This window comes from Clostridium nitrophenolicum, from assembly GCF_055391695.1.
Map to the genome: position 1 here is coordinate 1,064,291 of NZ_AP042469.1, position 11,293 is coordinate 1,075,583.

Genomic DNA, 11,293 nt, shown 5'->3' on the forward strand with positions numbered 1-11,293 from the left:
AATGTTGTATTCTCAAAAAGTAAGAAAAATAGCTCCTGAAATGGATTCTTTAAAAAGAGGTATGGGCTGGAACACTAAAGATTTGGAAAAGATGCAAGTAATAGTTGAAAGCACTTATGGTAAAAGTCATCCAGGAAGTGCACATTTAAATGTAATAGTAAATGAAGCCATGGATGAATTAGTTAACTTAGGGGCAAAGCCAGCAGATTATTATGCAACAGATATTTGTGATGGCCAAGCTCAAGGACATGATGGAATGAATTATTCTCTTGTATCTAGAGAGATAATTGCTGACATGATAGAAATACATGTCAATGCTACAGGCTTTGATGGCGGAATATTTGTAGCAAGTTGTGATAAAGGGATGCCAGGAAACTTAGTTGCTATGTGCAGAGTTAACATACCATCTATAGTTATTCCAGGTGGGGTTATGAATGCTGGACCTAACCTTTTAACATTAAATCAAGTAGGAACCTATAGTGCAATGCATAAAAGAGGCGAAATAACTAAGGAACAATATGAATCTTATAGAGAAAATGCATGTCCAAGCTGCGGAGCATGCTCATTTATGGGAACAGCAGCTACTATGCAAGTGCTTAGCGAAGCTTTAGGACTAGCTCTGACTGGTGCAGCTTTATTACCAGCTACCTCAGATATACTAAAGCTTTATGCTAGAAAATCTTCAAAGGCCCTTATAAACCTAATAGAAAAAGGAATTAGAGTATCAGATATAGTAAATAAAAAGTCCATTGAAAATGCAATAATGGTTCATGCTGCTATTGGAGGATCGACTAATGCATTACTTCATATACCAGCCATTGCGAAAGAATTAGGAATAGAAATTAATCCAGAAGACTTTGATAGAATTCATAGAGAAATTCCTTTTATACTAAATGTAAGACCAAGTGGCCAGTGGCCAGCTAACTATGTATTTTATGCAGGTGGGGTACCGGCTATAATGAATAAAATAAAGAAATATCTTCATTTAGACGTACTTACAGCAACAGGAAAGACTTTAGGAGAAAATTTAGAAGCCTTTGATGCTAAAGAAGTTTATGGAGAATATTTAAAATCAGCACCTAAAATGGATTATAGTGAAGTTATATATGATGCAGAGAACCCAATTAATAGAAGTGGAGCTGTATCAGTATTAAAAGGTAATATAGCTCCAGAAGGTTGTGTAGTAAAACATTCAAGCCTTCATGCTGGAATGAAGAATATGAAACTTAAGGTCAGAGCCTTTGATTCAGAGGAAGAAGCTTTTGAAGCGGTGATAAATGGAAGCATTAAACCAGGAGATGCTATAATTATAAGGTATGAAGGACCTAGGGGTTCAGGTATGCCTGAAATGTTCTATACAACAGAAGCAATAGCATCAGATGAAAAATTAAATTCTACAGTAGCCTTAATAACTGACGGAAGATTCTCAGGAGCAACTAGAGGACCAGCAATAGGACATGTATCACCAGAAGCAAGTAGTGGTGGTCCAATAGCTTTTGTCAAGGATGAAGATATAATTCATATAAATATAGAAGATAGAGGTATAAATATCGTGGGAATAAGTGGAGAGGAAAAAACTTTAGAAGAAGTTGCTTCTATATTAAATGAAAGAAAAAAGAATTGGAAACCAAAAGTACCTAAATATACAAAGGGAGTACTTGGACTTTATACAAGTATGGCAACCTCAGGTATGGAAGGTGGAGTTATAAAAATAAGGTTAAATTCATAATAATCAATAATAATAAATATATTATAAAAGTAAATAAGTATTATTCCAAGGAGTAGTCCATGCATAATCTAAATGTGATTGGAAAAAGTGTGCCAAGGAAAGAGTCCTTAGATAAAGTAGCAGGTGCTGCGAGATATACTGATAATTATGATATTCCAGGACTTTTACATGCCAGAATGGTAATAAGTCCTTATGCTCATGCAAAAATAAAGTTTATTGAATATGCAAATGCACTAAAAGCTTCTGGGGTTAGAGCAGTGCTAACGGGTCAATATAAGATTATAGATGAAGCTTTTCCAGAAGCCAATACAAATATCGCCAACCGAACTAAGATAAGAAAAGGTGATATTAAAAAGGGATGGGCTAAAAGTGAAGTAACAGTAGAAGCGAGCTTCTCTTTTCCGCCTTCTGATCATGCTGCTATGGAAACAAGGTGTGTAAGGGCAGAAATATTACCAGAAGGGAAGGTTATTATATATTCTGCTTCTCAGGCACCCTTTGTCATAAAAAAGCTCATAAGTTACTTCTTTAAAGTTGATCCTGGCAAAGAAAAGATGTAAGCTAATTGTTAGCCCTACGTCTTTTTTTTATTCTTTTGAGACTTATTAAAAAAGCTCTTGACTTTGTATATACTTAAAGGTGTAATATTATGAATATATTGGAAAATAAAACAATATTAATACTATGAACTATAAACAAATTTTACTATTCATCTAATGGAGGGGTTATTATGTTATATAGAAAATTTGGAAAAACTAATGAGATGGTTTCAATCTTGGGATTTGGATGCATGAGACTACCCATTCTTCCAGGAGGAGATCCATCTAAAATTGATGAGGAAAAAGCAATAAAGTTAGTTCGCAGCGCAATTGATGAAGGGGTAAACTATATAGATACTGCCTATCCTTATCATGGGACAGGTATGGATAAAGCTGGAGAAAGCGAACCTTTTGTAGCGAAAGCATTGAAGGATGGCTATAGAGAAAAAGTGAAAATAGCTACTAAACTTCCTAGTTGGTTGATAAAGTCAAAGGAAGATATGAATAAATACTTAAATGAGCAACTAAAGAGACTTGAAACAGATTCAATAGATTTTTACTTAGTTCATGCTCTTGATAGTAAAGTGTGGGCTACATTAAAAGAAGCTGGCATTGACAAGTTTTTAGATGAAGCTATAAAGGACGGAAGAATAAAACATGCAGGTTTTTCCTTCCATGATAAGCTAGAAGTGTTTAAAGAAATAGTAGATTATTATGACTGGTCATTTTGTCAAATACAATATAATTACTTAGATGATAATTATCAAGCTGGAAGTGAAGGGTTAAAGTATGCTGCAGCAAAAGATTTAGGAGTTGCAATTATGGAACCTCTTAGAGGAGGAAAGCTTGTTAATAATCTTCCAGAGGAAGCTAAAGTAGCTTTCAAACAAGAAAATCCAAAAAGAGCAGCAGCAGAATGGGCTTTAAAATGGGTATGGAACCACCCAGAAGTATCTGTTCTTCTAAGCGGTATGAATACAATGGAACAAGTTATAGAAAATATAAAAACAGCAAGTGAAACGAAAGCAAATTCGTTGACAAAGAAGGAATTAGATACGATCGATCAGGTTAAGAATATTATTAAAGGAAAAATAAAAGTTAACTGTACAGCTTGTAAATACTGTATGCCATGTTCAGCAGGCGTAAATATTCCTATGTGCTTCGAAATTTACAATAATTACCATATGTTTGGTGAAAAAGAATTTTACAACTGGCTTGAACCTAAGGAAAAAGCATCAAGCTGCGTAGAGTGTGGTAAATGTGAAAGTCATTGTCCTCAAGGTATTTCAATTAGAAAAGAATTAAAAAATATTAAAGAATTATTTGAATAAAATAAGTAAAGTGATATCAATGATGGTATCACTTTTGCTTTAGCACCTTTAATTTACAGATATTTATCAGTAAGGCAGATGTTTTTAGTATGTGCAATTTTAATCTTCAATGGAACAGCAATTATTAATAATTTAGTGCAAATGTAATCTTTTTGTAATACATACATAATACAACGGTTATATAATATATTATATAAATTTTAGTATAATCTATAAGCGAGGATAATTTATGTTTTATTATAACTATAAGTTTATGCAGAAAAAAATTAATCTAAAAAAAGGTGCTATTATACTTTTATTTATTAGCGCGTTAGTCTTTATCATATTTTTGATAATAATATTAAAATGTGAAAGATATAAATACATATATGGAGAATGTTATGAAGTTTATAGCCAAATTTTTAAAAGAGGCAGCGTAACAAATAATATAGGTAAGTACATGGCTATGTCAGCGAAAAAAAAAGAAATTAAAGAGTTTTATTTTAAAAATACTTTAAAAAGGAATGCAGAAAAAACTGTAAGTATACCTACTTATGAAAAAAGTGGCCAAGCTATGCATCCAGATATAGTTTATGATGAAAATGGAGTATTAGGACATAAGTATTGGATGGCTTTTACTCCTTATCCATTTTATGAGGATAAATATGAAGATCCTAGCATAGTTGTGTCAGAGGATGGAAAGAATTTTTCACTTCCTTCTGGTGCTAAAAATCCAGTGTTAGATGATATAGGGGATAAAGATAAAGGAGGACATTTGTCTGATACAGATTTAATGTATAATAAAAATCAGTTAATATTACATTATGTATATAATAAAAAAGGTGTATTAGGACCCTCAAAGTTTTACAGAATAGTTTCTGATAATGGTATTAACTGGAGCAAGCCTAATGTTGTTTACTTATGTAAAGAGACAGGAGAAGGATATTCTCCAGCTTTTATAATAGAAAATGATATTACAAAGATGTGGTATTTTGCTGGAGAGGATAACTTGATTTTTACAGAATCTAAAGATGATGAAAAATCATGGTCAAAGATCAAAAAATGCAAGTTAAATATGAGCCCTTGGAAGGGGTGGCATTTTGATGTAATAAAGACTGATAAAGAGTACGAGGCACTTATATGTGCTAGGCTTCCAAGAATTCAAACTAGAGCTTTATTTTATGCTAAAAGTACTGATTGTATAAATTGGTATGTGTCTAAATATCCAATAATATTTCCGAAAGAAAATTCGTGGGATGGCAGAGATATATATAGGTCTACCATGATAAAGGAAAAAGGAAAATATAAAATATGGTACTCAGCTGTGGGAAGGAATCGTATATGGAATACAGGATATACAGAGTTTGAAGAAAGTGAGATTAATAATCTTCAATTACAATCAAGTGAATCTTAGTTTTAATTATGGCTTGTACATATGCACCCCTGAATTTTATAAATACATCAGGGGTGAAGCTTTATGTTTTTTACAGTCTCTAAAAATAGTTTTTCTTTAAAGCCGCCATTAATATTCTTTTTTGTAATCTTATTTTTTCAAATTCTGTTATATCTATATTTTTATGTTCTAAAATAGCATAAATTTTTACCAAGTTGAATAATTTCAAGTATTCGCCATATAAACAGTTTCATCTTTTATCTCACAAATCTGTTGAAAAAAATCCTTGTAGTTTTGTTTTATATCTTCGATATACTCAAATTCATCTTTAGGTAGTACTTTATTCCACCATATAGCTCTGCTGTGCATTTCTACATTAGATATAGGTCCATGTGACAAATCATCACAAAAGCTTATAACCATGCTTCCTTCAAGTAAATTTTCTGATTAGGCATATTTAATAGATTCTGATATATTTTCTGAAAAACAAATAAGGATGATTTTATTCGCTGGTACTCCCCCTTATGAAGTAAAACTTTAGCTATGCTAGTTATAATTATACAAATAGCTTGTGTATATTGCTACAACTGCGAGAAAAGGAATGGTATCACTTTTACTTTTTATAAGTATAATGGTAAAATATAAGTTAGAGTTAAAAGGCATTATTTGTTAAAATCTAAATTTTGAAAATATTAATTAATTAGTTATAAATGGAGAATATAGAAGTGAAGGTCTAAATAGTATAATATCTTTAGTTAAAAATTAAATTAAGGAGAATATAAGATGAATTTAAATAGAAATGATGAATGTTGGTGCGGAAGTGGACTAAAATATAAAAAGTGCCATTTGGATTTTGATGAAAAGCTAGAGGAATTAAAACGACAGGGATATAAAGTACCACCAAGAGATATTATTAAAAATAAGAAGCAAATCGAAGGAATAAGAAAAAGCGCTGAAATTAATAATGGTGTTTTAGATTTAATTAGTAACAATATTAGAGAGGGTATGAGTACAGAGGAAATTAATAAATTAGCTCACGATTACACAGTGGCTAGAGGAGGAGTACCAGCTACCCTTAATTATAATGGTTTTCCAAAGAGCATTTGTACATCAATTAACGATGAGGTGTGTCATGGTATACCAAGTGAGAATGTAATTCTTAAGAGTGGAGATATCATAAATATTGATGCATCTACTATATTTAATGGATACTACTCAGATGCATCTAGAATGTTTACAATTGGCAATGTAAGTGAAGATGCTAGAAAACTAGTCGAGGTAACTAAAGAATGTCTATACAAGGGAATAGAAGCAGTTAGACCTTGGGGATTTCTAGGTGATATAGGAGCAGCCATACAAGAACATGCAGAAACTAATGGATATTCAGTAGTCAGGGATTTTGGAGGACATGGAACTGGACTCAAGTTTCAGGAGGAGCCTTTTGTTTATCACTATGGCAATAGAGGAAAGGGAATGATACTAGTACCAGGCATGGTGATTACTATTGAACCTATGATAAATGCAGGCAGTCATAAAGTATTTATAGATGCTAATGATGACTGGACAGTACTTACAGAAGATGGGTCACTTTCAGCACAATGGGAACATACAATTTTAGTAACCGAAGATGGTATAGAGATAATATCAAGATAACATAGGGGTGCAAGTCCGAGAGCTGACTTGCACCCCTGAATAACTTAACTTTCAAGATTATATATTCGTTTAAACAAATCAGGATAATCTATAACAAATCCTTCTGTATCTACCCAAAACTCTGCCATAAACCCGCTATCTATATTTTCATATCTATATTTATAGCCATCTATTTTTGATTCCAAGCAAGTATAACGCTGGTTTACAGGTCTTAAGCTGAAATTATAAACATCAACATAAACTACTTTTATTTCTTTTGATTCTCCTGTTTTTAAGGATAAACGCTTAATAGGAATTGTATTGGTAAAAGGTGTAGCTGAGATATCAATATCTATACAGCCTTTAAGTTCTTCTATGGATTCACCTGTACTAGTTGTCCAATTTCCTTTACCATCGGATACTAGCATAATATTTTTATAGTTATCATCAAACATATGAATGTCAAATTTGTTAACTTTCCAGTCTAAATCACAATATACTTTATACCAAACGCGAACTGGAGCATTTTCTCTCATTGTTAGAATAATTGAATTTGCTGTAATACAGTGATTATCTTTTAGTAAAAATAGGTGCTCTAATCCTGTTTCATTGCAGTTCTCCCACATCAAATCAATCTTAGCTTTGTTTCCTGTTGTTATTATTTCCATATTATCACTCCTTATACGAACACTTGTTCTATTAAAGAATACCAAACATAAGTTTGAATGTCAATATAAAAATATAACAAACATTTCCATGTAACATATATATAACATAGATCAGTGCAAGTTCTATAGTACCCACTGCAAAGCTAATTAATGAAGTTAGTATAGGACTACCAAGGTTAGAGCGAAGTTTTCCGTTAATTGCAACCTGTGTTGTTAAAATTGTTCCTGATATTAAAGTTTGAAGTGGTCTTATTTTATTGCCTAAAATTGAATTTATGAGTAATTATTTGGGGAAAATAATTATTGACAAACTTTTAGATATGTGATAAATTTAAAATATAAATTAGTTTTATACAATTTAATTTTATACAATTAAATTTAAGGGAGGAATATAATATGTCAATTTATGATTTTAAATTAAAAGGAATAGATGGTGAAGAAATATCTCTTGAGAAATATAAAGGAAAAGTATTAATAATTGCAAACACTGCAAGTAAATGCGGTTTTACACCTCAATATGCAGATTTAGAAAAGATATATGAAAAGTATAACAGTAAAGGCCTTGAAATATTAGGATTCCCTTGCAACCAATTTGCAGAACAAGAACCTGGAAATAATAATGAAGTTAAGAAGTTCTGTGAAATAAATTATGGAGTAACATTCCCTCTATTTGAAAAAATAGATGTAAGAGGTGCTTCAGCACATCCACTATTTAAATATTTAAGCGAAGCAATCCCTTTTAAAGGACTAGATTTAAATCATCCAAGTGGAAAAATATTAAATAGCTTCTTAGAAGAAAAGTTTCCTGAATACTTAATAGGCAACTCTATAAAATGGAACTTTACTAAGTTTTTAATTGACAGAGAAGGTAATATAGTTGGTAGATTTGAGCCTACAACAGAACCATTAGATATGATTCCTGAAATAGAAAAATTATTATAAGGTAATTTTAAAATATGAATTATGAATCACTAAAACTAGATAATCAATTATGTTTTGCCTTATATGCTTGTGCTAAAGAAGTGACTAGAATCTATAAGCCTTTTTTAGATAAGTTTGGCATAACCTATACTCAATATATTACTCTCTTAGCACTTTGGGAAGAGGATAATATAACTGTAAAAGAACTTGGTAAAAAACTTCATTTAGATTCTGGCACTCTTACTCCTTTGCTAAAAAAACTTGAGAATATGGAGATACTTAAAAGAATAAGAGATACAGAAGATGAAAGAAATGTGTATGTAAAGCTGTCTGAAAAAGGAATGAAGATGAAGGATGAGGCCCTAGAGATACCAGGTAAAGTATTTTGTAGCACTGGAATGTCTATGGAAGAAGCTTTAGATTTAAGGGAAAAACTTAAACTCTTATTGAATAATTTACAATAGTAGAAAAGACTATCTTAAAATTTTATTTTGAGATAGTCTCTTCTATTTACTTGATTCTGAAAAGGAATTACTTACTGTTTTTTTTACCTAGTTTTTAGAAGTTGAATCACCTTTGCTAAAGTCTGCGCCAAATACTTTGTTAGCTTTTATGTTATAGAAAGCTTTTGTGTTTTTATCGGAATCGGAAATAATTATATAATTAATTTTCCAAGTACCTTTTCCTGCTGCAAAGCTTATATCTCCTTCATAGGCTTTTTTATCTTCGTTGTAACTTAGCTTAATCTTATTTTCTGTTTGTCCATCTGGAGATAGATAGCTTACATAGGCAGTATCTGAATATTTTTTATCAGTAGTGATATAAACTTTGTTATCTTTTACCTTTATATGTTTAATTTCTTTAGCATCTTGGTAAGTTGGATTTTTTACATTTTTAGTAGTTACGTGAACTTTGTTGCTGCTGATATTTCCATTTTCTTCTGTTACAAAGACCATTACTCCATTGTTTGGTAATATTAATCCACCTTGAGGAGTAGCTTTATTTGAGTAATCTTTAGAATCATCAAATATCGGATTCATCATTAAAGAAGTATCTTCTGTAACAGTTCCATTTGACCAATTAAGTTTTAATGGAGTTTCTTCTCTTAAGCCGAAGGCAGCATCTCTAAGTTGATACATTATTTTATCTTTAATTTTAGAATTATCAGCTTTAGTAGCCATAACTGTATTTTGATCAGCGTCTATAACACCAGCCATTGCATAACCAGGATGTTTGCTAACATTCTGTTCGTTGTATTCTCCATTTGCATACCACATTAATAAACCAGCATCATATACCACATCTCCAGGTATAGATTTTCTAAGTGGTCCACCAAGAGACTTGTCTACATTTGAATTAGTATGATTTCTTAATTCCAAAATATAAGAGTGAGTTCCACTATTAGTTCCATCAGTAATTACAAAATCATTAAAGTTAAATGCTGAGTTCGCCTTATCTTCTGCACCATCACAAACAACAGTTTTATTGTCTACAGTTATGTTTACATCATCTATATAAATTCCAGGATGTGTTGACATATCAAAGGTCCAGTTGAATATTCTAAGTTCTATTTCTTTTCCTATAAAATCTTTTAGGTCAAAGCTGGCATCTACCCATTTACCATTAGAAGAACCAGTTATACCGTGACCTGGGTTTCTATCTAGTGGATCATTTGGAGTAGTGTCCTTAGGATTTTCTGTAGTAGTTATATTACCTTTTACCGCAACCCAATTGTTAGTACCTTTTACTCTAACCTGTACAGATGCAAAGTCATCATTAGGCGCTAAATCATATAAAGTTTTAAAGCTTATTGATGCACTTGTAGTGTTAGTTAAATCTAAAGTTTTTTTGAGTTCCATAGAGTTACGCATATCATACACAGGTTTTCCACTAAAGAAAACATTCTTTCCGCTTGGAGGAGTAACAAGTCTAGTTTCATTACCAGGTAATTTTATATTAATTAAATTTAAGTTTTTACCATTTACTGATTCTTCATTTAAGGTGAAGGTTTGACCTTTTTGCTTTAACTCGTCTAAAGTGACAGTTTTATCTTTAGCCCAATTTAGCGCTACATTTTTGTTTTTACCAATTTGCTGCAGCATATTACGTCCATAACCACCATAGCTCAATGGGTATACTCCACAAATAGGACCAGTATAGCTTCCTCCCATCTGAGACCAATATTGTACAGGAGGCTCACTTCCATCATAACCATATAAATCTGGTAAACCTAGATAATGTCCATATTCATGAACCATTAAATCAGGTGGAAGATTTTGTTCCATACAAATAAACTTGTTAGCCCTTATCTTACGACCTTTATTATCTGTTACCTCAGGCATAGTATTGCCAGCAGCACCATATTCATAGAACTTTCCTTGGAAAGGCCAAATAGCATCTCCACCTAGAGAACCGCCACCATACTCTTCCCCAATACCAGGATGAATAACAATTAAAGTATCGATAACTCCGTCTGGCTCAAAGTAGTTTCCATCACCATCTTTATCCATTGGATCTTCAACATCATATTGAGATAAATCAATTTTAGGATCTTTTGACGCTTTTTCAAGAGCTTCTAAAGCTAATTTTGCTGCATTATTCTGATCTGTTCCTCCATTAGTATAAAGAGGATCCAATGCACCGTAATATTTTGCCTCATGATCTGCTTGATACCAACCAGCAACTCCACCATTAAAGTCGAAGCTTCCGCCAGATTCTTCAAAAAGATGTCTTCTCATGGAAACATAATCTTTTCCATCAGCACCTTTATAACTGTTTTCTCCAAAGAACATATTTTGATAATGTTCTGAAGTATAGTCTTCAGCTTTGTAGTTAGCGAAATTAAAATCCTTTATGCTTTTTGCATCTTTTTCATTAATTTCAGTATGATTATAATCTTTATAATCCATTAATACTACTAATGGCTTTGCCTTATAAACAGTTCCTTTCCAAGGTTGCCTTTCATATTTAGGCATAGAATCTTTAAAAACATTATTTGCTTCTTTTGCACTAACTTTAAATGAAGGTACGATAAGTGTTGCAACAAAGGCTAGTGACAAAAGTTTGCACATAGTTTTTTTGCTTAACATAATATAAACCAC

Annotated in this window: 11 protein-coding genes; 7 read left to right on the forward strand and 4 right to left on the reverse strand. The window is 31.8% G+C overall.

From position 1 onward, the window contains the following. Window position 1 precedes the first annotated feature (1 nt). The 4 genes from ilvD to ACZ5N4_RS04925 all read left to right on the forward strand — a co-directional run bounded on the left by ilvD (window position 2) and on the right by ACZ5N4_RS04925 (window position 4,992). On the forward strand, window positions 2–1,729 hold the full coding sequence (ilvD, locus tag ACZ5N4_RS04910; RefSeq protein ID WP_464207683.1) for a dihydroxy-acid dehydratase: 1,728 nt from the start codon (window positions 2–4) through the stop codon (window positions 1,727–1,729). Window positions 1,730–1,788: 59 nt separating this feature from the next. After that, on the forward strand, window positions 1,789–2,289 hold the full coding sequence (locus ACZ5N4_RS04915; RefSeq protein ID WP_464207684.1) for a molybdopterin cofactor-binding domain-containing protein: 501 nt from the start codon (window positions 1,789–1,791) through the stop codon (window positions 2,287–2,289). Between the two features lie 170 nt (window positions 2,290–2,459). Further along, the gene (locus tag ACZ5N4_RS04920) at window positions 2,460–3,599 is read left to right on the forward strand and encodes an aldo/keto reductase (protein WP_464207686.1); all 1,140 of its coding nucleotides are present in this window, start codon (window positions 2,460–2,462) and stop codon (window positions 3,597–3,599) included. 253 nt (window positions 3,600–3,852) lie between these two features. Beyond that, the gene (locus ACZ5N4_RS04925) at window positions 3,853–4,992 is read left to right on the forward strand and encodes a hypothetical protein (protein ID WP_464207688.1); all 1,140 of its coding nucleotides are present in this window, start codon (window positions 3,853–3,855) and stop codon (window positions 4,990–4,992) included. 204 nt (window positions 4,993–5,196) lie between these two features. On the opposite strand, the gene ACZ5N4_RS04930 is transcribed toward ACZ5N4_RS04925, so the two are convergent. Next, window positions 5,197–5,394 (reverse strand): DUF1835 domain-containing protein, encoded by a 198-nt coding sequence (locus tag ACZ5N4_RS04930; protein ID WP_464207690.1) that lies wholly within the window; start codon window positions 5,392–5,394, stop codon window positions 5,197–5,199. A 360-nt stretch (window positions 5,395–5,754) separates the two neighbouring features. Here ACZ5N4_RS04930 and ACZ5N4_RS04935 point away from each other — a divergent pair, with 360 nt between their 5' ends. Further along, the gene (locus tag ACZ5N4_RS04935; RefSeq protein ID WP_464207692.1) at window positions 5,755–6,624 is read left to right on the forward strand and encodes a methionyl aminopeptidase; all 870 of its coding nucleotides are present in this window, start codon (window positions 5,755–5,757) and stop codon (window positions 6,622–6,624) included. Window positions 6,625–6,668: 44 nt separating this feature from the next. On the opposite strand, the gene ACZ5N4_RS04940 is transcribed toward ACZ5N4_RS04935, so the two are convergent. Continuing rightward, a complete protein-coding gene (locus tag ACZ5N4_RS04940; protein ID WP_464207694.1) occupies window positions 6,669–7,271 on the reverse strand; it encodes a putative glycolipid-binding domain-containing protein in 603 nt (200 codons plus the stop codon). A 31-nt stretch (window positions 7,272–7,302) separates the two neighbouring features. Further along, window positions 7,303–7,548 (reverse strand): DMT family transporter, encoded by a 246-nt coding sequence (locus tag ACZ5N4_RS04945; RefSeq protein ID WP_464210833.1) that lies wholly within the window; start codon window positions 7,546–7,548, stop codon window positions 7,303–7,305. 119 nt (window positions 7,549–7,667) lie between these two features. On the opposite strand from ACZ5N4_RS04945, the gene ACZ5N4_RS04950 reads away from it, so the two are divergent. Both ACZ5N4_RS04950 and ACZ5N4_RS04955 read left to right on the forward strand, forming a co-directional pair. Beyond that, the gene (locus ACZ5N4_RS04950; protein WP_464207696.1) at window positions 7,668–8,213 is read left to right on the forward strand and encodes a glutathione peroxidase; all 546 of its coding nucleotides are present in this window, start codon (window positions 7,668–7,670) and stop codon (window positions 8,211–8,213) included. Window positions 8,214–8,227: 14 nt separating this feature from the next. After that, complete coding sequence (locus tag ACZ5N4_RS04955) at window positions 8,228–8,656, forward strand: MarR family winged helix-turn-helix transcriptional regulator (RefSeq protein WP_211141488.1); 429 nt, start codon at window positions 8,228–8,230, stop codon at window positions 8,654–8,656. Between the two features lie 87 nt (window positions 8,657–8,743). On the opposite strand, the gene ACZ5N4_RS04960 is transcribed toward ACZ5N4_RS04955, so the two are convergent. Next, window positions 8,744–11,281 (reverse strand): immune inhibitor A domain-containing protein, encoded by a 2,538-nt coding sequence (locus tag ACZ5N4_RS04960; protein ID WP_464207698.1) that lies wholly within the window; start codon window positions 11,279–11,281, stop codon window positions 8,744–8,746. Between the last annotated feature and the right edge of the window lie 12 nt (window positions 11,282–11,293).

Excerpts from the sequence above, each read along its gene's own strand:
- ilvD (WP_464207683.1), top strand. The coding sequence starts at position 2 with ATGTTGTATTCTCAAAAAGTAAGAAAAATAGCTCCTGAAATGGATTCT.
- ACZ5N4_RS04915 (WP_464207684.1), top strand. The coding sequence starts at position 1,789 with ATGCATAATCTAAATGTGATTGGAAAAAGTGTGCCAAGGAAAGAGTCC.
- ACZ5N4_RS04920 (WP_464207686.1), top strand. The coding sequence starts at position 2,460 with ATGTTATATAGAAAATTTGGAAAAACTAATGAGATGGTTTCAATCTTG.
- ACZ5N4_RS04925 (WP_464207688.1), top strand. The coding sequence starts at position 3,853 with ATGCAGAAAAAAATTAATCTAAAAAAAGGTGCTATTATACTTTTATTT.
- ACZ5N4_RS04930 (WP_464207690.1), bottom strand. The coding sequence starts at position 5,394 with ATGGTTATAAGCTTTTGTGATGATTTGTCACATGGACCTATATCTAAT.
- ACZ5N4_RS04935 (WP_464207692.1), top strand. The coding sequence starts at position 5,755 with ATGAATTTAAATAGAAATGATGAATGTTGGTGCGGAAGTGGACTAAAA.
- ACZ5N4_RS04940 (WP_464207694.1), bottom strand. The coding sequence starts at position 7,271 with ATGGAAATAATAACAACAGGAAACAAAGCTAAGATTGATTTGATGTGG.
- ACZ5N4_RS04950 (WP_464207696.1), top strand. The coding sequence starts at position 7,668 with ATGTCAATTTATGATTTTAAATTAAAAGGAATAGATGGTGAAGAAATA.
- ACZ5N4_RS04955 (WP_211141488.1), top strand. The coding sequence starts at position 8,228 with ATGAATTATGAATCACTAAAACTAGATAATCAATTATGTTTTGCCTTA.
- ACZ5N4_RS04960 (WP_464207698.1), bottom strand. The coding sequence starts at position 11,281 with ATGTTAAGCAAAAAAACTATGTGCAAACTTTTGTCACTAGCCTTTGTT.